The organism is Streptomyces sp. NPDC088252, from assembly GCF_044740965.1.
Lineage (GTDB): Bacteria > Actinomycetota > Actinomycetes > Streptomycetales > Streptomycetaceae > Streptomyces.
This window is the reverse complement of sequence record NZ_JBIURS010000025.1, coordinates 102,200-123,517: the sequence shown is the minus strand read 5'-3', so window position 1 is coordinate 123,517 and position 21,318 is coordinate 102,200. Positions and strand designations below refer to the sequence as shown.

19 protein-coding genes and 4 pseudogenes are annotated in these 21,318 nt (G+C 70.0%); 7 read left to right on the top strand and 16 right to left on the bottom strand.

Annotated elements, in window-relative coordinates:
• Nucleotides 1–130: 130 nt before the first annotated feature.
• A complete protein-coding gene (locus ACIOHC_RS35605; RefSeq protein ID WP_401845567.1) occupies nucleotides 131–952 on the bottom strand; it encodes a class I SAM-dependent methyltransferase in 822 nt (273 codons plus the stop codon).
• A gap of 72 nt (nucleotides 953–1,024) precedes the next feature.
• Between ACIOHC_RS35605 and ACIOHC_RS35600 the strand changes: the two genes are divergently transcribed.
• Nucleotides 1,025–1,627 (top strand): TetR/AcrR family transcriptional regulator, encoded by a 603-nt coding sequence (locus ACIOHC_RS35600; RefSeq protein WP_351087087.1) that lies wholly within the window; start codon nucleotides 1,025–1,027, stop codon nucleotides 1,625–1,627.
• 173 nt (nucleotides 1,628–1,800) lie between these two features.
• On the opposite strand, the pseudogene ACIOHC_RS35595 reads toward ACIOHC_RS35600, so the two are convergent.
• Nucleotides 1,801–2,058: pseudogene (locus tag ACIOHC_RS35595) on the bottom strand (zeta toxin family protein); the annotation flags it as partial.
• Nucleotides 2,059–2,295: 237 nt separating this feature from the next.
• On the opposite strand from ACIOHC_RS35595, the pseudogene ACIOHC_RS35590 reads away from it, so the two are divergent.
• Nucleotides 2,296–2,758: pseudogene (locus tag ACIOHC_RS35590) on the top strand (helix-turn-helix domain-containing protein); the annotation flags it as partial.
• Nucleotides 2,759–2,940: 182 nt separating this feature from the next.
• On the opposite strand, the gene ACIOHC_RS35585 reads toward ACIOHC_RS35590, so the two are convergent.
• From ACIOHC_RS35585 to ACIOHC_RS35565, 5 genes are all read right to left on the bottom strand, one after another.
• Nucleotides 2,941–3,462 carry a GNAT family N-acetyltransferase gene (locus ACIOHC_RS35585; RefSeq protein WP_401845565.1) on the bottom strand — a complete coding sequence of 174 codons (522 nt, stop codon included), beginning with the start codon at nucleotides 3,460–3,462 and terminating at the stop codon, nucleotides 2,941–2,943.
• 138 nt (nucleotides 3,463–3,600) lie between these two features.
• The gene (locus ACIOHC_RS35580; RefSeq protein WP_401845562.1) at nucleotides 3,601–3,894 is read right to left on the bottom strand and encodes a hypothetical protein; all 294 of its coding nucleotides are present in this window, start codon (nucleotides 3,892–3,894) and stop codon (nucleotides 3,601–3,603) included.
• 33 nt (nucleotides 3,895–3,927) lie between these two features.
• Nucleotides 3,928–4,410 (bottom strand): AAA family ATPase, encoded by a 483-nt coding sequence (locus ACIOHC_RS35575; RefSeq protein ID WP_401845559.1) that lies wholly within the window; start codon nucleotides 4,408–4,410, stop codon nucleotides 3,928–3,930.
• A complete protein-coding gene (locus tag ACIOHC_RS35570) occupies nucleotides 4,403–5,122 on the bottom strand; it encodes a Mu transposase C-terminal domain-containing protein (protein ID WP_401845557.1) in 720 nt (239 codons plus the stop codon). The genes ACIOHC_RS35575 and ACIOHC_RS35570 overlap by 8 nt, the downstream gene beginning before the upstream one ends.
• A 577-nt stretch (nucleotides 5,123–5,699) precedes the next feature.
• Nucleotides 5,700–5,885: a hypothetical protein gene (locus ACIOHC_RS35565; RefSeq protein ID WP_351086295.1), complete on the bottom strand. Its 186-nt coding sequence runs from the start codon at nucleotides 5,883–5,885 to the stop codon at nucleotides 5,700–5,702.
• A gap of 7 nt (nucleotides 5,886–5,892) precedes the next feature.
• Between ACIOHC_RS35565 and ACIOHC_RS35560 the strand changes: the two genes are divergently transcribed.
• Nucleotides 5,893–7,110 (top strand): PP2C family protein-serine/threonine phosphatase, encoded by a 1,218-nt coding sequence (locus ACIOHC_RS35560; protein WP_401845555.1) that lies wholly within the window; start codon nucleotides 5,893–5,895, stop codon nucleotides 7,108–7,110.
• A gap of 80 nt (nucleotides 7,111–7,190) precedes the next feature.
• Here the strand turns inward: ACIOHC_RS35560 and ACIOHC_RS35555 are convergent, their stop codons facing one another.
• From ACIOHC_RS35555 to ACIOHC_RS35540, 4 genes are all read right to left on the bottom strand, one after another.
• A complete protein-coding gene (locus ACIOHC_RS35555; RefSeq protein WP_351086299.1) occupies nucleotides 7,191–8,405 on the bottom strand; it encodes a hypothetical protein in 1,215 nt (404 codons plus the stop codon).
• Between the two features lie 508 nt (nucleotides 8,406–8,913).
• Nucleotides 8,914–9,330, bottom strand: coding sequence for an SsgA family sporulation/cell division regulator (locus ACIOHC_RS35550; protein WP_351086301.1), 417 nt, complete (start codon nucleotides 9,328–9,330; stop codon nucleotides 8,914–8,916).
• Between the two features lie 252 nt (nucleotides 9,331–9,582).
• Nucleotides 9,583–9,972, bottom strand: coding sequence for a hypothetical protein (locus ACIOHC_RS35545; protein WP_351086303.1), 390 nt, complete (start codon nucleotides 9,970–9,972; stop codon nucleotides 9,583–9,585).
• A 489-nt stretch (nucleotides 9,973–10,461) separates the two neighbouring features.
• Entirely contained in the window at nucleotides 10,462–11,394 is a 933-nt protein-coding gene (locus tag ACIOHC_RS35540) for a LysR family transcriptional regulator (protein WP_351086305.1), read from the bottom strand.
• A 100-nt stretch (nucleotides 11,395–11,494) separates the two neighbouring features.
• Here ACIOHC_RS35540 and ACIOHC_RS35535 point away from each other — a divergent pair, with 100 nt between their 5' ends.
• A complete protein-coding gene (locus tag ACIOHC_RS35535) occupies nucleotides 11,495–12,613 on the top strand; it encodes an MFS transporter (protein WP_351086307.1) in 1,119 nt (372 codons plus the stop codon).
• Nucleotides 12,496–12,951 carry a hypothetical protein gene (locus ACIOHC_RS35530; RefSeq protein WP_401845590.1) on the top strand — a complete coding sequence of 152 codons (456 nt, stop codon included), beginning with the start codon at nucleotides 12,496–12,498 and terminating at the stop codon, nucleotides 12,949–12,951. The genes ACIOHC_RS35535 and ACIOHC_RS35530 overlap by 118 nt, the downstream gene beginning before the upstream one ends.
• 326 nt (nucleotides 12,952–13,277) lie before the next feature.
• Here the strand turns inward: ACIOHC_RS35530 and ACIOHC_RS35525 are convergent, their stop codons facing one another.
• Complete coding sequence (locus ACIOHC_RS35525; RefSeq protein WP_351086309.1) at nucleotides 13,278–13,883, bottom strand: hypothetical protein; 606 nt, start codon at nucleotides 13,881–13,883, stop codon at nucleotides 13,278–13,280.
• Nucleotides 13,884–14,154: 271 nt separating this feature from the next.
• Between ACIOHC_RS35525 and ACIOHC_RS35520 the strand changes: the two genes are divergently transcribed.
• Both ACIOHC_RS35520 and ACIOHC_RS35515 read left to right on the top strand, forming a co-directional pair.
• Nucleotides 14,155–14,823 carry a macro domain-containing protein gene (locus ACIOHC_RS35520; RefSeq protein ID WP_351086310.1) on the top strand — a complete coding sequence of 223 codons (669 nt, stop codon included), beginning with the start codon at nucleotides 14,155–14,157 and terminating at the stop codon, nucleotides 14,821–14,823.
• 124 nt (nucleotides 14,824–14,947) lie between these two features.
• The gene (locus tag ACIOHC_RS35515; RefSeq protein ID WP_401845552.1) at nucleotides 14,948–16,612 is read left to right on the top strand and encodes an ADP-ribosyltransferase domain-containing protein; all 1,665 of its coding nucleotides are present in this window, start codon (nucleotides 14,948–14,950) and stop codon (nucleotides 16,610–16,612) included.
• A 1,389-nt stretch (nucleotides 16,613–18,001) separates the two neighbouring features.
• Here the strand turns inward: ACIOHC_RS35515 and ACIOHC_RS35510 are convergent.
• The 4 genes and pseudogenes from ACIOHC_RS35510 to ACIOHC_RS35495 all read right to left on the bottom strand — a co-directional run bounded on the left by ACIOHC_RS35510 (nucleotide 18,002) and on the right by ACIOHC_RS35495 (nucleotide 21,261).
• Nucleotides 18,002–18,274, bottom strand: a complete 273-nt coding sequence (locus tag ACIOHC_RS35510) for a DUF6225 family protein (protein ID WP_351086314.1) — start codon at nucleotides 18,272–18,274, stop codon at nucleotides 18,002–18,004.
• A 207-nt stretch (nucleotides 18,275–18,481) separates the two neighbouring features.
• A pseudogene (locus ACIOHC_RS35505) lies at nucleotides 18,482–18,667 on the bottom strand (short-chain dehydrogenase); the annotation flags it as partial.
• A gap of 43 nt (nucleotides 18,668–18,710) precedes the next feature.
• A pseudogene (locus ACIOHC_RS35500) lies at nucleotides 18,711–19,166 on the bottom strand (transposase); the annotation flags it as partial.
• A 13-nt stretch (nucleotides 19,167–19,179) separates the two neighbouring features.
• On the bottom strand, nucleotides 19,180–21,261 hold the full coding sequence (locus ACIOHC_RS35495; RefSeq protein ID WP_401845549.1) for an ISAzo13 family transposase: 2,082 nt from the start codon (nucleotides 21,259–21,261) through the stop codon (nucleotides 19,180–19,182).
• Nucleotides 21,262–21,318 lie beyond the last annotated feature (57 nt).

Sequence of the window (21,318 nt, the reverse complement as noted above, 5' to 3'; positions counted from 1 at the left end):
GCCCGGCAGCACGGCGGATCTACGAGGCCGCCGATCGGCCGTCGTACTCAGCGCGGACTACCGCTGCGTGATCCGGGCGCTTTTGAGAACGAGTGACGTGCGCGGGCCCGCGCGACCGTGCGGCAGCGGATCAAGGAGTGCCGGCGCGTACGGCGGTGGTCGCCAGAGTGGTGTAGTGCATCGTGAAGCGGCCACCCAGAGCGTCGAGAGCACGGCCGACCGCGCCCAGTATCCCGGCCAGCTGATCGGGACGAAGTCGGGTGAGGCCGCCGGTGGTGGGGAGCAGGTCCAGCCATTGGTCGCGCGTGTAGGACCGCTCCCAGTCGAATCGCCACTGTTCCGGGTCGTTGAACTGCTCGGTCTCGCGGATCCTGTCGGCGATCTTCGCGTACCCCGCTCGGTACATGTCCAGCGGACGTCGCGCCGGCTGATTGCTGAACGGGGAGTCGGGCGCAACCCGACGGTAAGCAGCCGCGAACGGCTCGGCCACCTCGGCAGGCGGCTCGAATACGTGCCCGAAGATCGCCAGACGCCCGTTCGGACGCAGCACCTGGGCCGCCTTCACGGCGCCGGCGACCGGGTCCACCCAGTGCCACGACTGGGCGGCGATCAATGTGTCGAACACTCGGCCGGCCGGTTCCCAGGCTTCGAAGGTTGCCACCTCGGCCTGCAGGCCGCAGGCTTGCGCGAAGCCGGCCATCCGCGCATCCGGCTCGACACCGAGCACGACGCAACCGGCGGCCTGGAATTGACGGGCCGCGATGCCCGTGCCGCAGCCGACGTCGAGCACGTCGGGCCCCGGGCTCCCGGCGACGATACGCGCCACCAGGCCATCGGGGTAGCCTGGTCGGGCCTGGTCGTAGCGTTGCGTATTCGTTCCGAAAGACTCGGCCATCTGTCGAGCCTGATGCAGCTGCACCGGCTCTGATTGCTCTCGCGGTAGAGTGGGCATGCGTTCACTTTAGTGGGCAAGCGCTCACACGCCAACGGATGCCAGGAGCCTGGCGCACGAGAGGATCTGTAAGTGCCGACCGGGGTACACCTTCGCGACGCGCGGCAGCAGCTGTTCGACGCCGCCGAACGCGTGCTGCTGCGGGATGGCCCGAACGGGCTGACCAGCCGGGCCGTCACCGATGAGGCGGCCTGCGCCAAAGGCGTGCTGCACCGGCACTTCGCCGACTTCGACGCTTTCCTCACCGAGCTCGTGCTCGACCGGGCCGTACAGCTCGAGACGCAAGCGCAGGCGCTGCGCGAGACCGTCGGCACCGGCACCGTGACCGATAACCTCACCGGCGCGCTGATCACCCTGTTCGGACCGGTTCCCGTGGCGATCGTCCCGCTCATCACTTTCCGGGACGAGTTGCGCGCGCGATTGCGGCAAGCCAGGCCCGACGGCGGCATCGCGATCCTCGCCCAGATCACGACCGCGGTCTCCGCCTACCTGGCCGACGAGCGCGCAATGGGCCGCATCTCGGCCGACGCCGACATCGACTCACTCACCCTCTCCTTGGTCGGAGGCGGGCATCTCCTGTTCGCGGACCGCGACCCCGACCCACCGACCACGGCAACCGTCAACAAGCTGGTGACCACGGCGCTCGCCGGCGTCGTGCAACGGCGGCCACGCTGAACCTGACTTGCGGCCCGCAACGGTCCGCGCCGAAAAGGGGCCTCGGCGTCGGTGTCGTCGGGCGCGAGCGGGCTGGTGAACCCGGTGACTGCCTCAGGGGAGGGCTCGGAGCAGCGGCGGACCTTCCCCGCCTTCTTGTGCCGGGGCTCGGCCATCGGCATCAGCTCGGACTCGCCCTGCTCACCCAGGTGCGTCAGCCCCGAGTGGTGCCACTGAGACAGGTCCCAGCCGGTGCCGGGCCCGCGCAGGGCGGTGTGCTGGTCCAGCAGTGCGGCATACGGACGGTGCGTGGGCTTGTGGAGATCGCGGCCGATGCGTACGGCGCCTTCCCGTCGGGGTCCCAGGGTGGCCTGGATCAAGTCGGCGGCCCGGGTCTCCACGGCTCCGGGAGGGCGGCCGACCATGACGACGACCGGCCGGTCCTGGCTCACGGCACACTGCGCGACCAAGGGCGGGACACCCCCCGTTCCAGCATTCGAGGTGCCCCCCTCACTCGGCGCCGCCGAGGCACACCCTCCAGTAACTCGCCCTCCGCGTACGGATGTTCATTCCCGTCGCGCTCCGCTGACGCCACATCAACATATGTTCGGACGGGTTAAATGTTGTTAAATGTTTGAGTTAAACGAAAGGGTAAATTCTGTTAGTGCCCAGGCTGGAGGTGGAGACACATGGCATCCGAGGAAGAGCTGTTCGCTTCGGTCGATGCTCTGCTGGAGGCGGGAGCCGCGGCTCCCGCCTCCGGCGGAGCGCGCCCGGCTGCGTGAGGCCGCCGGCATCACCAGGCCCGCCTCGCGGCCGCGTTGAAGAAGTCGACGCAGTCGGTCAAGAATTACGAGAACGGCCGCTCCGAGCCGAAATCGCCGCGCCTGAAGGCGTACCAACGGCTGCTGAACGGCTGGGCGGCGAAGTACCCCGCCCACGGCACCTCTGCCGCCGCGCCGCAGCCGGCCCCGAAGACGTTCACCGGCCCGTCCGCGCCCAAGGTGTCCGCGGCGGAGACCGTCGCGCCGACGGAGGCACCCGCCGCCCCGGTCACGCCAAAGCGCCCCGCCACCGCCCCCGGCGACGTCGGCTCGCCGCCCGGCCGCGAAGAAGGCAGCCAAGCCCGCGACCGATCCACGCTTCCCGCATGTTGAGTGACACTGAAAGTGCCGACAGGTGCGGCACTGAGGATGCCGACGAACGAGGACGAAATGCCCCGCTGGGAGTCGTCCCAACGGGGCGGTTCTCGGTGAGGTGTTGTTTTGGTCGGCAAGGTGTCGGGGCGGTTCATGTGGGCTTTGCGCGTCACCTGGGAGCCAGGTGACTGGACGTCACCTTCGTGTGAGGGCAGTGGCAGTGCTGGCGCTGATGGCCCAGTGGTTGGCTTGAAGAACTCGGTCCGCGAATGTCACATTGCGTTCGTCGATGAACTGGAAGCCGAGAGATCGGCAGATGCCGTTCGAAGGTCCGTTGCTCGTTGCCGGAAATGCGTGCACGAGCCCCCAGCGGTCCTCGTCCCGTGCCTGTTCAAGCAAGGTGCGGACCGCGAGTTTGGCCAGTCCGCGTCCCTGGAATTCCGGCAGGACCATCCATCCGATCTCCGACATGGGCCCGTCCTCGGTGTCGTGAGACCATATGGTCACCGTTCCCGCCACGACTTCAGGTGCGGCGGGGTCAGGGATGATCATCTTGGTCCAGTCGCGATCTGCCGTTGCCTTGTGGACGTCGCGTCGGACTTTGTCCTCCATATCTTCGCGTGGCAGTGGTCCGCCGAGGTCGGCCATCATGGCGGGATCGCACCGCATTCTGACGTATGCATCGACGTCATCAAGCTGGACGTTGCGCAACTGCATTGGCTTCTCCTTGTTCCTTGGGCTGCTCAAATGATCTGACATGACGACCATCGGTGGTCTCGTGTCTCCTTTGCGCGGTCTGAAGCGGCCCTGCGGTGACTCGGTGGCCAATCCGCCTGGTGAACCCGCATCCTTGGTTCAGTCGAGGATCTCGGTGACGGCGGACTGGGCGGCTTTGTCGTCGACGATGGACTTGCCGGTGGCGAACGTGGCGAAAAGGGCTTGGAGGCAGAGGTTGTTGACCGCGCGGGGAATGCCGCGGGCGGTGGTGTGGACGAGCGTGATGGCGGTGTCGGTGAACAGCCGGTCGGCCCGGCCGGCGAGTCCGAGGCGGTGCTTGATGTAGCTGGCGGTCTCGGTCGCGGTCATGCCGGGCATCGTGTAGCGAAGGGCTGTCCGCTGTTCGAGGGCCGCGAGGACTGCGAGTTTCATCGTCCGTCGCAGGGTGGGCTGGCCGACGAGCAGTCAGGACAGCGGCGAGTCCTGGTCCATCGCAGTGTTGGTGAGCATGCGGATGGCTTCGAGCTGTTCGTAGTTGAGTAGGTGGGCCTCGTCCAGAACCAGGACCGGGGTGCGTCCGCGTTCCTCACGTTCGGCGGTGAGGGCATGGCCGGTCTGGGCGGTGAGCCGGGAGCCGAGGTGAGAGGGCTGCTGGCCGAAGGCGGTGACGACCGCTTCGTGGATGCCGCGGACGCCGATCACCGGGTTGGGCGGGTGGATCACGGTGTGTTTCGACGGGGCGAGGCTGTGCAGGACGGCCCGGACGGAGACGGTTTTGCCTGCGCCGCCCTCGCCGGTGACGACACCGATGGAGCGTCCGGCGATGCACCAGCCGATGCGGGCGACGCCTTCGTTGTGGGATGCGTGGCGGTGGAGCATGCCGGGGGCGAGGTCGCGGCCGAAGGGCATGCGGCTGAATCCGTAGTGGGCCTGGAGCTTGTCAATCACGGCGCTTCTCCTGGTCAGCGGCGGGATGTGTCGGTTCGGTCACTGCTCGGGCTGTGTCGGATTCCAGATCGACCGCGAAGGCTGCGTAGTCGACCTTCTCGGCGACAGTGCGCGTATGGGCGGTGTCGATGAGGCCGAGGTAGCCGATCCCGGTCATGGGGCGGGGCAGTTCGGCGGGTATCTCGGGCCGTGCCTTTGGACGGGAATGGCGGCTGATCTGGTAGGGAGCGGTCCCGGCGTCCTGGCCGTTCGCGCGGACCCGCAGGAAGAACAGGTCTAAGGGGTCGAAGACGAGCTCGACTCGTTGGCCGCGCGGGTCGACCTGGTAGCGGTTGTTGTGCAGGGAGACCAGCGCGGTCTTGGTCATGGTGCGGTGTTCAGACCAGTGGAAGGCTTCGGCCAGGTCGGCCGGGTTGGGAACTGCGAAAGGACTGCCGGCCATCCACCGCCCCAGCGGGGCGGCGCCGGTCTCGGAGTGAACGCGCCGGTGGTAGACGTTCTCGACCCAGGTGGTGAACAGCCGGTTCATCTCCAGCAGGCTGTTGATCTGCCGACCGGGCTGTCCGCCGCCAGAGGCGATCTCGACGACGAACTCGCTGTTCACCGTGCGGAAGAAGCGTTCGATCTTGCCCCTGCCCTGCGGTCTGCCGGGCGTGGAGTCGACCAGTTTGATGCCGAGTTTCGCGCAGGCCCGAAGGAGCCAGGAGTCCACGAACGCGCTGCCGTTGTCGACATAGACGAAGCGCGGGACACCGCGGGAGGCGAGTGCCGGCCGGAGTGCCGCGGCCAGGCGGACGGCGTCGGCGGATCTGTGCCGCTGACCGCGAAAGGTTCTCCTTCTTCAGCGAAGCGGCCAGTTCCAGCACCTCCGGCGGGGTGCGAGGGCGGGACTGCCAGGGCGAGGGAACCAGAGCATCGAAGCCGCCCCGCGGCGCTGTCCCTGAAGCCGCCGTCGGCCCGCCGCCGCTCACGGCAGTACCCCGGCGGCTGGCCGAACCCGTGGCGGTCCGTGCGCCACCACGTGCGCCGCCGGGGATGAGTGCCGCGCACCGGTGCGGGCGCCGGCAGCGCGGATGCCGATGCCCGCCGGGTTCGGCATCAGGCGGTGGCCAGCCCGTGTCCGGTGCCGATGTTGTCGCGGACGTCGTCGAGGAACTGGTGGACCTGGTCGACCTTCTGCATGCATTCGACCAGCAACCCGGCCGCGATGCCGAAGCACTACCTGGAGGGGCGGGCGACCGACCCGGTGACGTGGATGCGCGCACCGGAGAACCTCGCCCGGTCGCCGCCTACACATCCGCGAGGCCGAGGCCTGCCGCCGCGCTTACACCGACCGCGAGGTGCAGGCCCTGGCCGCTGGTCCGGCCGCCCAGCACCGCCAGGAGCACGAGCAGCAACACCAGCAGCGCGGCGTCGCTCTCGCCCTCGCCACGGGCTGACGTGAGAGAGGGCGGGATCGGTGTGAAACTGGGCACGGAAGGGGTGATCCCTGTGTCGGACCCACCGCACGCGTCCTCCGGTCCCGACACCACCGTCGACGAGAATCGGCTGGAAGAGCTGATCATCGAGGCGCAGACTGCCCTGCCGGTCGAACTGCCCGCCTTGGCGAACCGGTGCGCCTGCACCCTGGGCCTGGACACAGCGGTGATCTACCTCGTCGACCTGCAGCAACAGCTGCTCATCCCACTCGACGAGGCTTTGGAGCCGCTGCCGGTGGACCGCTCGTCGGCCGGCTGGGCGTACCGCACGGTCTCCTCGCGGGTGGCCGAGGCCGACGACGGCTTGATCCTCTGGATGCCTCTGGTCGATGGTGCGGAGCGGCTGGGCGTGCTGGCGGTGCGGACCGCTTCGCTCGACAGGGTGCGGATGCGTCGCAGCCGGATGCTGGCCCATCTGTTCGCCATGCTGATCACCTCCAAGCGCGCCTACAGCGACTGGCTCGCCGCCCGCGCCCGCACTGCGACCATGCGGTTGCCCGCCGAGATGCTGCGGGCCTTTCTGCCGCCCTGCACCATCGGCAGCAGCAGGTGCGTATCGACCGCGGTCCTGGAACCGGCGTACGACATCGCCGGCGACGCCTTCGACCACTCGGTGGTCAAGAACGTCCTGCACACCGTGATCCTCGATGCCATGGGTCACGATCTGACCGCCGGCCTGACCACTTCGGTCGCCATGGCGGCGGCGCGCAACGCCCGCCGGGCCGGTGCCGACCTGGCCGACGTCGTCGCCTCCGTCGACCAGGCGCTCGCCCAGTGGCTGCCCGACCACTTCTGCACCGGCGTGCTGTGTCGGCTCGACGCCGAGACCGGGGTGCTGCGCTGGGTCAATTGCGGTCACCCCCCACCGCTGCTGATCCGTGGCGAGCGGGTGCTCGCCCGGGCGCTGGACAGCCCCCCACAGCCGCCGATCGGCCTGGCCGGCCCACTCGCCCCGGCAGCCCGGCAAGTCCACGAGGCGACCCTGGAACCGGGCGATTGCGTCCTGCTCTACACCGACGGTGTCGTGGAGGCTCGCGACGCGGACGGTGCAGAGTTCGGCCTTGACCGGTTCACTGACTTCATCATCGGTTCCTCCTCCGCCGGACAGCGCCCGGCCGAGGTGCTGCGCCTGCTCATCCATGCCATCCTCGATTACCAGTGCAACCAACTGCGGGACGACGTGACCATCCTGCTCTTCGAATGGCGTCCGCAGCATCGGTGACGCGGTATTGCGCCAGAGCCTCGCTGGGGCCGGGTCCACGCTGTGCGCCGCTCGGACCGCCTGGGCTCCCGGACCCGGCCTCACGCCGTCGCCCGGTCCTGCGCCCCGAGGCCCCGCACGCGGCGCAGGACCGGATCAAAATGATCAAGCGTCAAGTGTATGGCTGGGTCGGCTTTGGCCTGTTGCGGAAGTGAGTCATTCTTGCCTGTCTGTCTACAGGTGGGAGGCCCGCGGGGCCACGACGGGGCGGGGCGCGCGGTCGAGGTCGGCGAGCAGGCGTTCGGCGTCGGCAGTGATCCGTACACGTGCCAGGCGCCCGGCTCGGTCAGTGTGCCCTGCTCGATCTCGCCGGTCATCATCGTGTGCCACGCGGCGGCGTCGTCGATGGCCCGGCACAGTCGCTCGCGGGCGTCGTCCTCGGCCGGGCCCTCGGCCGGGCCGGGGGTGGCGAAGTACGTCACCGCCCCGCTCGCCGCCTCCAGGGTCGCCGCGTAGCGGTCGAGGAACATCTGCCCCAGGCGGTGGTCGTCGACGGTGTCGGCCAGCGTCCGGGCGATGCCGCGGACCTGGAAGGTGATCCGGTGCAAAGCGCGCAGGGCCTCCCCGTTGGCCGACTGCTCGCGTCGTCCGCGTACGACGACGCACCGCGTGTTCCAGCGCAGGCTCTCCTGGCTCTCACGGACGTCCTCGTGCGCCCGCACCGCCAGGTCCTCCAGGCGTCTGCCTTTTTCCAGCCAGGCGTGCGCGCGGTCGGCGTGTTGCCGTTCCCTCAGCCCGCGGCCCATGTCGACGAGCAGTTCCCCCATGGCCACGGCCAGACCGCGTACCGCGGAGTCGGAGGCGCTCAGGTGCACGGGCGGCAGGATGAGGGCGTTCACCGCGATCCCCACCGCCGCTCCGGTCAGCGTCGCCAGGGTCAGCGCGACCACATGGCCCACGGGAACGGCCGTCGCCGCGGCCAGGGCCAGCACCGCCGTCGAGGCGATTTGCAGACGGCCGTCCGAACCCCGGCGCCCGGCGACGACCAGCGCGATCGCGGGGATGGCGGCGGCGCTCCCCGCGGCAGGGCCCAGCAGCCACACGACGGCCACGGCCACCGCCAGCCCGGCCGCGCGGGCGGCCACGCTGCGCAGCGCCTGCGTCACCGACCGGTAGACAGTGGGGGCGCTGACCATGGCCAGCGCGGTGGCCACGGCGAGATACCGCTGCTCTCCCGGCAACCACCACGAAGCGGCCTGCCAGGCCAGGAGGGTCGCGATCAGGACCTTGGCGGTCCGTACCACTGCCGGCCTCATCGTCGCGGACCGTATCGCCGCAGGCCGTACCGACCGGACGACTCGCGGCGGCCCCCAGGCCCGGCCCGCGTTCCGCCACCACACGGCGACGGCCTGACCTCGTGCGAGGACGTGTGCTGTCATGCTTTCGGCTCCTGCTTCATCCTTCATCCGCGACGGCGCTGCGCCGCTCATCCGATCGCAGCCGCCGACGCACCCCCTGCGCGGAGCGCTCGGCGGCCTTGCGGCCCTGCGGCCCGGAACGGTGATGTCCTCGCCGCGATGATCGGCCTGCTGTCGTACGACAGCGGCCCGGCGGTACCGGGCGGCCCTGGTGCGGGGAGTCCGGAGCGGTCTCGGGCGGTCGGAGGAGTCCCACCCGGGCCGGGTCCCCGCGCCAGGTCATGTCCCGGCTCGTCTCCGAGAAGTGTGCTGCCGCACACCCTGTCGATATACCGGCATCTGTCCTCCCGCTTCGCCCGGGCCCGCCGCGAAGGCAGCTGCCCCGGAGTCGTCGCGGCGGGTACGTTCAGGACGCCCCGTTCAGGAACCGGTCGAGGTGGCTTTCCAGGTCCAGTGCCTCGGCCTCCTGGGCGGCGGGCACCAGCTGGTAGGTGCGGAACACCCAGTGTTCGAGGGCCGGGAGCGGAGCGATGAGGTGGGCGAGGCCGGCCGGGGGAGTCAGGAGAAGGTGCAGGAGGGCGTTCGGGCCGGTCCCGGTAGGCCGTATCCGCACGTCGCCCTCTCCGTTGGGTGCCAGCATTCCCCGGGCGAGCAGCTCGCGTGAGATCACCCAGGGTACGGGGCTTCGGGCGGGGGCATGGAAGAGGAACTCCACCACCAGCGGGTCCTGCGACCTGTAGAGCAGGTGGGCTGGTATGGGGAGCCGTGTGCCCAGGGGTGACACGAGCTCCATGTCGAGCGTGTGGTCCAGGCAAGTGGTCATGGTCCTGTGTTGGTTCGGGGGCTGGGGTGGCGTCTGGGTTGTGGTGGCGGTGGTTGCGGGGCCTTCGCGCGGGGCGCGGGGCGGCATGCGGTGTCATGGTCGTTGCTGTCCCTTGAGCGGCCATGACGCCGCATGCCGCCCCCGCTGCCCTGGGGTGCCCGCCCACTGTGGTGCAGGGGGTGATTCGGGCCGTGTCACTTGCCCGTCGGTGTGCGGCGGCCCAGGCGGTGGCGGTCCTGGGGCCCGCGATTCTCAGCGGTGTGAACGGTCGTGGTGCTCCAGGCTGCCCCAGTAGGTGAGTCCGTGGTTCTCGGCCCAGCGGATCTGGTCGAGGACCCACTGGCGACGGTCTTCGTCGATCCGCGCCTGGTAGCCGTGGCGGTCGTCGTGCCGGATCCGGTGGCGGCCTCCATCGTGATCCTGCTTCCAGTGGCCGCGGCCGTCGCCACCCCGGCTGCCGAGTGCGCTGTGCCGGCCCTCGTTGTGGTGGTCGGTGATTCGGACGGTGGATACGGCGCCCGACTGGCTGCTGCTCGGGTGCGTCGCCGCCGACGCGGTGCCGCCGGTGGCGAGAAGTCCGGCTGAGGCGATGGTGGTCGAGGCGATCGCGACGACAGCCCGACGCACAATCCTGCTTGTCATGGTTTTTCTCTCTTTCCTCTCCCAATGATGTGAATGGGCGAGTTAGTAATTGTTTGCCTTGCTGGCACTGAAGACACTAACCCCAGATGGTTGAACGATGAACTATCAATCGGGTGAGGTCCACCACGCGACCAAGAGTCGTTGTGTCGGAATATCCCTGCGAAGCCTGATGTTGCGGGCCGGTTCCCGGGCGGCGGTCGAGGCCCTCTCCCCACGCGCCACTGGGCTTGATCCGCCTTGACGGACCACTGGGATCAGTGGGGGGCTGAGCCCCCGGAGAGACGGCCGGAGACCATGGCCGAGACGTCGGTCTGTGCAACGCGGTGACCGGTCCATCGGCCAAGCATCCGGTCCTGTGTGGCCGCGCTGCGCGCCTGCGACGTGGCTGGCGCGGAGCATGCCAGGGTCACCCACTTCCGCAGCATCGAGAAGCGGGCCGAGCGGGAGACGCGTGGGGCGGAATCACCGGCGTCTCGGGCGACGCACTCGTCAACCAGAGGCCAGTGGGCGAGAGTTGATCCCGGGGCCCATGTCCTTCGCGAGGGCCACCGCGAGCGCCCGGAAGATCCGCACCCCCGGGTTGTCGTCACCGGCCCGCACCGCGAGATAGCTGCTCTCCCACCGCGCATCGAGGACGGGTACGAAGACGGCGCCCGGCCACGCGTAGTACCGCGCGAAGGAGCGCAGGCCGGAGCCCGCGGACCGCCCGGTGACGACGCCGGTCAGCACCTCCTGCGGCGTGACGGCGAACTCGGTACTGCGGCGCTGGGTGCGGTCGTCGAAGTACAGATACTCGGTGAACGAGTGCGGGGTGTGCCCCGGGACTCTGAACAGCGGCAGGTCGGTGAGGTCCGCGACGCCGACCCCGGACGTCCGGGCGTCGGCCAGCGGCGACCGCTCGTGCACGACGACGATCCGCTGCTCGGTGGTGAGGACATCCGCGACGAGTCGCTCGTCGTCCGGGCTCGGTCGCACGAAAGCCACGTCCACCCGGTCCTCCACCAGCGCGGTCACATGCTCGGTGAAGTCCAGCTGCCGGATCTCCACCCGCACCTCGGGCCGGGCTCGCCGGTAGGCGTTGATGGCCGCGGGCGTCAGCTCCGCCGAACCGTGACCCATGATCCCCACCCGCAGTGGCCGCCCGCCGTCAGCCTCTTGTGTGATGTCCGCCAGATCGTCGAGTGCGGCATTCGCGGCGTCGAGGAGGGTGCGCGCGTGTCCGGCGAGCCGCACCCCGGCGGCCGTCGGCACGACGGGGGAGCCGGACCGGTCGAGGAGCCGCGCGCCGACCTGGCTCTCCAGGCGGCGTACGTGCTGGGTGACGGCGGGCGGCGACAGAAAGAGCCGCGCTGCGGCCCGCCCGAAGTGCCCCTCCTCGACGACCGCCAGGAACGACGACAGCAGCCGCAGGTCAAGCGCCATACGACCAGGGTAGACGGGGAGCCGGGCAGGCGGCGCGGGCCGTTCACGAATCGTGAACGTTCGGCGCGGGCCGAACGGTCGGGCACGTACGAATGGGAGCATGACCACACCCCCTGTCACCTCCCCTGTCGCCGCCGCCCCCGCGGCCACCGGCACCCGGGGCGTCCGCGCCGCATGCATCATGCTGGCCTCCGGATGGAGCGCCAACCAGTTCTCGGCCCTGCTCGGCGCCTACCGCAGCCACCTCGGCCTCACCGAGTCCACAGTGACCGGTCTGTTCGCGGTGTACGTCGTCGGTCTGATCCCGGCGCTGCTGATCGCGGGCCCGCTCGCGGACCGCAGGGGACGGCGCCGGGTGGCGCTCGTGGCCCTCGCCCTCAACGTCCTGTCCACCCTGCTCCTCATGGTGGGCGGCGCGTGGGGCGGTACCTGGCTGCTGCTGCCAGGCAGCTTCCTGACCGGCGTCAGCGCGGGCGCGCTGCTGGCCGCGGGCAGCGCCTGGATCAAGGAACTCTCCGACTCGCCGCGCCGCCCCGGCCTGTTCGTCTCCGCGGGCTTCGCGACGGGCGGCCTCGTGGCGGCGCTCATCGCGCAATGGGCGCCCTGGCCGATGGTGACGGCGTACGTCCCGCACGTCGTCCTCGGGGCGGCGGCGGGGTGGCTCGCACTGGCCGCGCCGGAGACGGTCAGACCGGTCCCGGTCCACGGCTCCGAAGCCAGCCCGGCCCACGGCCACCTCGGGCCTCCTGGTCGTCGCGGCCGGCACGGCGACCGCCGCCGTCGCCGCCGCGACGGGGAACGAGCCCCTCGCCCTCCTCGCCGCGATTGTTCTCGGCGCGGGCTACGGACTGGCCCTCACCTATGGCCTCACCCGGACCGCGGCCCTCGCCCCGGCCCACCAACTCGCCCGCTGGACGGCCCGGTTCTGGACAGCGGCGTACCTCGGCATGTTCACCCCGTACGTCCTCACACTCCTTGGCCACGTCACGACAACGCCGGTGCTGCTGGCGGTCGTCACGCTGCTCGCCCCCGCCCACGCCGGGTTCGGTTCGTACCAGGTCAAACGGCTGGCGCGACGCCATACGCCCGGGCAGACGCGGTCTGGCCGGGCGTGGTGCTCGCCGACGACCAGGTGATCGGGCAGGTCACTGTCGGAGGCATCCTGCCGCAGCCGCACCTGCGCCGCGGCTCCTCGGAAAGCCCGCCAATATCACGCTGACCAGCGCCGGGCCGCGTCTGCTCGACTTCGGCATCGCGGCGATCGTCGACGGCACCCGGCTCACCCGCGCCGGCGGCGGCCCGGGAAGGCTGACGTACATGGCGCCGGAGCAGTTCGGCGACGAGCCGGTCGGCCCCGCCGCGGACACCTGGGCGTGGGCGTGCTGCGTGGTGTGCGCGGCGCGCGGCACCAGCCCGTTCCAGGCGACCAGTACGGGCGCGGTGATCCGTCGGATCGTCGGCACCGCGCCCGAGCCCTCCGCGCTCGCAGCGGTGCGGGCGCTGACCGTCGACCCCGCAGGACGCCCGGTGCAGGGCGCAGCCCTGGTGGACTGCTGACCGCCCGCCAGGGGCCGGACACGCTTCCGGACGCGAACGCGGTGCGGGACCAGATCACCGAGGGCCGGCGCACCCTGCCCCTCTGATCACCGGAACACCATTCCCACGCCTCGGACGCTGCCGAGGCCCACAGAGGGAACAGCCGGCCCCCGCCGACACCGCCGCAGTCGCGCACACGTACACGTACACGGTCACGACCCGCACCCACCCCGACCATCTCACCGCGCGCCTGCCGAAAGCAGGCCGCGGAACGGCCCGGGCGAGCACAGCGGTGACGAGCGCTTCGTGCCGCTGCCGAAATCCCAGACTTCGGCAGCGGCAGGCACTCAGCCTTTCAGTTCGTGGCACAGGTTGAGAAAGAGATCGGCGTTGGGGATGTCCGCGAGAGACCCGGGCCCGACCACGAGGCGTTTGTCGTGGCCGTCGAACGAAACGTGGCCGTCGTGGGTTCGCACCTCGCCGATCCCCGACCAGGCCACGCCGCGCTCGCCGTCCCGCAGGCCGTGGCGGTCGGCTGTGAAAGGCCGGAAGCCCATCGCCTCACCGCGCGCGATGCGGGTGAGGACTCCGGGCAGCTGCGCCCGGGTGATGCCGCGAAGCATGTAGTCCCCCCAGTCGCCCGGATACAGGAACGGCGCACCGTGCACCACCTCGGTGATCCCCAACTGCTCCTTCTGCCGCTGGAGGAAGCCCCGGCTGCCCGGACCGATGTTCAGCGCGTCGCCGCTCGGGGCGATCAGTGTGTAACGGGCGTCCACCAGGGCGCCGTTGACCCGCCGGTAGTAGCGCAGTGCCCGCGTCGTGGGCCAGTCGTAGGCGGCCTCGAAGCCGTCGAAGCTGCTCAGCGCCGCCCACCGGTCCGGTGCTGCGCCCGCAGTGGCCCTCGTTCGATGGCGCCAGAAGCTGGTGGACCGGGTGCGCCTTACGGACACGGACCTGGAGATCGGAACCGGACCGGCCCCGGCCGGGCCCCGGCCTCTCCCTGCTGCTCGCCGTGTCGGGGTGCCGGGTGGCGCTGGACGACCTCTCCGGACCGGGTGCCGCCACGCTGGAGGAGGGTTCCTGACCGTTCGTCATCGGTTCCCTCTCCTCCCTTCGCCCGCTTCCTGTTCCTCTGCTCGAACAACCCTGTCGAACGGCGCTGTCAGTGGCGCGCGGTAGCTTCGGGATTGTTCGAGATCACGGGGTGAGAGGAGTGAATTCGTGAGTGTCAGGCATGCGTTGAGCGTCGTCCTGGTCGACGTCAACGACGAGGTGGTGACGGCTTGGCGGTCCGCGTTCGCGGACACGCCGGAGGTCGAGATCAGGCGGGGTTCCCTTCTGGATGTGGACGCCGACGCCTGGGTCTCTCCCACCAACGAGCGTGGCCGGATGGACGGTGGGGTCGACGCCGTCGTCAAGCGGTACCTCGGTGCGGGCATCCAGGTGCGGGTGCAGCGGGCGATCCGCGACCGGTTCGGCGGACGGCTGCCGGTGGGCAGTGCGGTGTGCGTCCCGTCCGGGGCGGACGTACCCCGGTACCTGATCTCGACGCCCACCATGCGCCAGTCGTCGCAGAACGTCAGCGACACGATGAACGTGGCCCTGGCCTGCGCGGCCGCCTTCCAGGCGGTGCATCTGCAGAACCGGGCGAAGCCGGGCAGCATCCGGTCGGTGGCCCTCGTCGGGATGGGCGCGCAGACCGGGCAGGTGCCCGCGAAGGTGTGCGCCAACCTGATGTGGACGGGCTACACCCTCTTCCACGACCACGGTTTCGCGGACTACGACGAGTTGCGGGCCGCCGTACTGGGGCAGCTCGACGACATCGAGGGAGCGGGGTCCGCACGGCGGGTCCGGATCAACGTGCCGCAGCGGCCTTCCTTTCGTCACTGACCCGAAGGCCTCGCAGGCCGGTGCCGCCCAGGGGGCGGACACCGGCGACGATCCTGCCGTATCTGTTCAGCATGCCGGGGCGCCCGTGGAGGCGTCCGGTTCGAGCATCGGGAGTTCCACCCTCGTGAATGATGTCGACGTGACGGCCGCGGGCGATGCCGGTTCCGCGGCCGGGGATCCGCTGGGACTGGCCGGCCTGTTCACCGGTGGCGGCGAGCCGTGGCTGCCGCTGCTGGGGCCGGTGATCGAGGCGCAGCCGGGAGCCGCCGACTTCATCGGCCCGAAGCGCAGCCCGGAGGTCGTTCCGGTGCGCGAGCTGACGTTCCAGGCGTTGAAGCCGCATCCGCCGGAGAAGTGGAAGGTGGTCGTCTTCGGACAGAACCCCTATCCGCGGGCGGAGAGCGCGACCGGCATCGCGATGTTCGACAACACCTTCAACGACTGGAAGGACAGCCAGTTCGGCCGGGTCGTCAGCATCCGCTGCCTCATCAAGGCGGCCGCGATGTGGAAGTACGGCATCGTCAAGAAGACCCCGATCGCCGACGTCCGCGCCCTGCTGAAGAAGGAGGACACGGTTCAGCCGCCCGAGTGGTTCCAGGCGATGCTCACCCAGGGTGTGCTGCTGCTGAACGCGTCCCTCACGGCGAGCGCGGACGGGGCGATGGCGACCGATCGGCACACGTCGTTCTGGCGCCCCGTGGCCGAGCAGATCGTCGAGGAGATCCTCCGGGCGAAGCAGGACGCGATGGAGGCGGACGACCGGGGGGTGGTGTTCGCCTGGTGGGGTGCGCACGCCCGGAGTCTGAAGAGGGTCGTCCAGCGGCTGGAGAAGAAGTACCCGGGGGTGCAGGTCCGTCACCTGGACCACGCGAATCCGGCTGCGCAGGGGGATCTGTTCTGCGAGGGCGACCACTTCGCCCAGGTGAACGACGCCCTGGTGGCGGTGGGGGCCGAGCCGGTCGACTGGCTGCCGCGGAAGGGCTGGGACCAGGGGACGGGCGGGGCCGGCGGGCCGGAGGACGGTGGTGTCGCGCAGCGGATGGGGGCGTTCATCGCGTCCACGATGGAGTTGCACCAGCTGTATCTGGAGCGGCTCACCAGCGTCAAGGACGAGGGCCTCGTCCTGCCGCCCGTCACCGGGGTGTTCGACACGCCGCTGATGGACTTCCGGAAGGCCGTCGAGCCGGTCTCGCGGGTGCTTGCGCACCTGGATCGGCATATCGACCTGTCGAGCCGTTTCGGGGAGACGAAGGCCGCGGAGGCGGCGTCCGCGGGCGCGCTGTCCGGGGAGGCCGTGAGCGCCCTGTCGGCCGACGCGATCTCGGCCCTCTACCTGTACACGTGCGAGTCGGGCTTCTACCGCGAGATCAACGCCGTGCTGCGCTCGTCGGACCGCGAGCGCGTGGTGCCGTACCTGCCGTACCTGCGGTTGCTGTTCTCGGCGATGGAGGCGTTGCCGGCGCAGACGCGGCCGCTGTGGCGTGGTGTGGCGCTGGATCTGCGGTCCCAGTACCCGCTGGGGCGGACGGTGACGTGGTGGGGCGTGTCGTCGTGCACGTCCGAGCTGGGTGTGGCCCACGCGTTCCTCGGCGGGCGTGGCCGGCGGACGCTGTTCGAGGTGACGCCCGTGCGGGCGGTGGGGATCCGGCGGTTCTCCGCGTTCACGGGTGAGGAGGAGTACATCCTCGCGCCGGGGACGCAGCTGAAGGTGACGGAGGTGAAGGCCGAGCGCGGGGGTCTGTGCACCGTGCGGCTGACCGAGCTGGATGGGGCCGGCCTGGTGTCGTGACGCCCCGGGCCGGGCATACGAGCGCCCCGTGGCGGGCCTGAGCCGTGCCGTGGAAGAGAACTGGCGAAGCCGTACCTCTCGCCCTTCACTCCGACCTGGACGGAGCTCGAAGTGCCGCGCAACGGCTGATCGTCTCCCGGAGGTTGTCCAGGGCCTGCCCCTGGCTCTGCCCGACGCTGACCAGTTGCCGTAGCTTCACCACCGCCGGTCCAGCGGCGGCGGCCGAAGGGCCACCAGCTCCGACGTGTCCGGAGGAGGGGCGGGACGGCCGGTCGTGGTGGTGCAGGCGGCCGCCGCGGCATAGGCGGGTGTGCCGGGGGCTTCGGCTCAGCGGGTGGCGTCGTATCCGGTACGGCCGGACGGGGCGTCGGCGTCGGCGGACTTGGGGGATGGCTCGATCGACGGTGCCGCTGGCGCCGAAGGCGGGACCGCTGGCGGGGCAGCCACTGGCAGTGCGGCGGACGTGGGCTGCCCGTTGGGGCGTGACCTGGGGGAAAGACGGGCCGCCCGATCCGATTCGGGTTTGCGTTTGGCTGCCGCCTCGCGGGCCTGGCGAAGGGTGCGCTGGGCAAGGGAGAGCGGTGGCGGGCAGGCAGGCTGGCCGCTGTGGCCGGTGGCGGCGTCGTAGTTCCAGTGGGCGAGCTGTCAGTGTTCCTTGGCGGACACCGCAGCTCGGGTCTGCCTCGGTGGGGTTTCCAGACTGCCCAGGCGCCGACGGCCAGGACATAGGCGCCGACCTTGAGCGGGGTGAGGGAGCTGGTCGGAGCGGATGCGTACGGTGAAGCCGTGCCCGTCGGCCAGCCAGAAGACCTGCCGCTTCTCGCCGTCTTGTTCAGCAGCGGTGATGCGGCCGTAGACGGCTACCGGGTGTCCGGGCTTCGCCCGGTGGTCAGACGCGCGTGCGGGCGGGCATGGCCGCCGGGGTGAGGCCGTGGCAGAACTCGCCCCAGTCGCCGGGGTTGACCACGCGTGGCGACGCCCGCGGTTCCCCGGGCACGCGTTCCCGCGCGCCGCGGGACTCGCCAGGGTGGTGCGCCCCCCCCACAAGCCCGACAGTTCCTGCCTCGCGTGGCACAGACCGCGTCATCATCCCGTCGCTGTCGATCCTTGCCGCGGAGCGGCAGGTCACGGGTGCGGGCAGAATGCGGCGTCCCTGCGGTTCGCGGAGAGCGTTCCGTTCACCGCGGCCCACGCGGCGGATGCGATGGACTGGAAAGCCGTGGACCGGCCGGTGGCTCACGCGGCTGCGATCGCCTGGCACGCGGTGAAGGCGGGGGAGCCGCTCACGGTCCTGTCGCTGGAACCCGAGCTGTACGCGGGTACCGGCATCACTCCGCTGAACCCACCCGACCCCGCCCCTCCGGGCGAGGCGCCGCAGTGGGTCCCGGCTCAGTCCAGACAGTCGTACTCGCCCGGCTCCCAATCGGCGAACAGCGTCAGTGCCTCCGCCGTCTCGGTACGTTCCGGCGCTGTGGAAGTGGCCGGCCACCAGTTCTCCACTTGATGTGCGTTCACGAGGACGAAGTCCCGGTATCCATCGAAGTCGCCGGGATCGCCTGCCACGCCGATGTGGATGGGCGCATCATCGGGCAGGTCTTTGAGCGCGTCGCGAAGCTGCGCGGCATTCCAGACCTGCGGGGTGTGCTCGAAGACGTCAGTCATGGGCACAGAGTGCCGGACCTGACCTTGCTACTGGTGGAGACACGGCTGTGCCCCGGGCCAGAGCACTGATCCGGGGCACAGGGGGTTGGAGCGGCGGCTGCACGAGACGTGCACCGCTGCGCGGCACGGCTGACAGGCACTGTCGTCCACCTGCGCCCGAATGGTCCGACACTTGGCTACGTAGGCGAGAACGAGGCCCATGACTGATCACCAATCACCAGGGCACGGCGTTCCGTCCCAGGAGCAGAAACCACCGGTGGGGCCGTCGTCCGGCAGCAGGGCCAGGCGGAGGGCACCCTGGGCGTCGCCTCCGGCAGCAGCGGCCCAGGGGTTGAGATCGGTGGCCTGCAGGCCGGGGGCGAGCGCGTTGACCTAGAAGCCGTCCTCGGCCAGCTTCGGGTGTGTCAATTTAACGGCTGATCTTGGTTGTTGAGGTTCAGTTGTTGGCTGGGGTGAGCCGGCCCTCGAAGGCGATCTGGACTGCGTTGAGGGGTGCCTTCCAGCGCATGGTCCATCGCTTGCGACCCTTGCCGGTCGGGTCGAGGCTCATCAGTGCCATGTAGACGCACTTGAGGGCGGCGGCCTCGTCGGGGAAGTGTCCGCAGGCCCGGACGGCCTTGCGTATGCGGGCGTTCACGGACTCAATCGCGTTCGTCGAGCAGATGACCTTTCGTATCTCGACGTCGAAGGAGAGGAAGGGCACGAACTCTGCCCAGGCGTTCTCCCGCAGTTTGATGACCGCCGGATACTTCCGGCCCCAGGATTCCTGGAACTCCCCGAACCGCTCCGTCGCCGCGTCTTCGCTGGGCGGGGTGTAGACGGGCTTGAGGGCTTTGGCCACCTTGTCCCAGTCCTGGCGGGCCGCGTAACGGAAGCTGTTGAGCAGGAGGTGGAGCCGTAAAGAATCAACTTGTCGGTGTGTCGCTGTCGACGGATGCCAGGAGCTCGGCGCCGGTGGTGAAGCGGGTCGGGCCGGGCGGCAGCGTGATCCCGGCTTCGTGCAGGACGGGTTGGGCGTCGGCGAGGGCGTTGTTGAGGGTGCCGAGGCTGACGCCGAAGGCGTCTGCCAGGACCTGTCGGGTGCCGAGCTTGCGCTGATAGAGGACGGCGGCCAGGAGGCGTTCGGCGTCGGTGATCTTCTGCCGGAAGACGCCTGCGCGGGTGCGGGGCTGGCGTGGCCCGCCCCGCTGCTGGTGTCGACGCCGCTCGATCAAAGCGGCTTGCTGGAGGGAGAGTTGGTCGATGAGGGCGGCGAGGTCACTGCGTTCCATCCCGGTCAGGGCCGGGTCGGCCAGGTGGTGCGTGCGCTGGAGCCGGGCGGTGACCGGGCCCCCGGTGCGTACGAAATCCTCGATCTCCTGGCCGCTTGAGAAGCACAGGGTGGTGGGCGTGAGGGAGATGCCGTGTTCCTGGAGGAGCCGTCGCACTTCCTTGATCGAGGGGCCGATGGTGCGCTGACACAGGCCCAGCATCTCGGCCAGCAGGTTCTGCGAGCACACGTGCCGCAGGTAGATCACGCTCAGTAGGACACGGTCCGCGGGGGTGAGGACCGGGCGCTTGTTGTCTCCGGCCGCATGGCGGCGCGGCCCGCCGCGCTTGCGGTGCAGGCGGTCCTCGCGCAGAGAGCCCAGCTCGGGTGTGATCTTCGCGGTCAGGGCTGCGAGTTCCTCGCGGCTCAGCCTGGTCAGGGCCGGCTCGGCCAGCAGGTCGAGGACACGTCGACGGGCCATCTCCCGGTCGGTGGCCTGCACGGGCTCCTCATCGAGGGGGCCGTCGGTGCGGACGGTGTAGTTCCAGGTGCTGTGCGTGTCGTGGTACTCGATCGGCAGCCTCCTCAACTGGGCCTTGCTGATCGCGAGCCCCAGGGGGTAGCGGCCGGTGTCGAGTTCGGCTTCGACCCGCAGCCCGCTGCGGGTCCGGGTCGAGGCGATGGCGTTGACGACGACTTCATAGCTGGTCAGCGGACGGCCCCGCCAGTTCATCGTGATGTGGGAGAACAGCCGGTGCTCGATCTTGTTCCACTTCGAAGCAGCTGGCGGAAAGTGACAGACGGTGACGGCCAGACCTGTTTCGGCGGCGAACTTGGCCAGCTCCGCCTTCCAGACGCGGTAGCGGTAGCCGTTGGAACCGCCCGCGTCCGCAGTGATCAGCAGCCGTCTGGCCCGTGGATAGTCCAGTCGGCCCCGCACCTGCCACCAGCGGCGGATCGAGGTGAGCGCGAACGTGGAGGTGTCGTGGTCGGTGCCGACGTTGACCCAGCCGGTGTCTGCCGAAAGATCGTAGGCGCCGTAAGGGATGGCGGCCTCGCCGGTCGGCCCGGAGAAGAAGCTGTGGTCATCGACCCGGACCGGGTCGCCCTTCGGCCGCCACTGCCGGCCCGGGTTGGGCAGCTGGCCGATCATCTCTTTCTTCTTCGTGTCCACGCTGATGACCGGCTCACCGTCGGCCTGATGCCGTTTGACCTGCTCGTTGATGTAGCGAAACTGGGCGTCCCGGTCCGGGTGTTGCTCGCCCTCCAACGTCTTGGCCTGGGCCTGGAGGCTGAAGCCGCTGTCCTTGAGGAGCCGCCCCACCGTCATCGCGGAGACCGGATGACCCTGGCAGGCCAGCTCGTCTGCGAGGTTCCGCAACGACTTCGTCGTCCACCGCAGCGGCGACATCGGATCACCCCGCTCATCCGGCTCGACCAGCGCAAACAGCGCGGGCAGCAGCCCCGGATCGATCTCCTCGGCCCGCTTGCGACCTCCACCCGGTCTGCGAGTCCGTCCTGAGGCCGGCGGGGCCTCGCCCGCCTCCAGCTCGAAGACGCCCCTGCGGACCGTGGTTTCGCTCACACCTGCGATCTGCGCGACGGTCCGGACACCGCCATGCCCCACCAACCTCGCCTCTGCAGCCAGCAGCAGACGCCTCTGCCGCTCGTCCAGATGCGGCAACAACACCTCGAACCGCACCGCGAGTTGACCGCGCATCCCCTCCGAAATCGCCATACCAGGTCAACGAGACACCCCGTCGGAGACAACACCTTGTTTCCGTACGGCTCCACG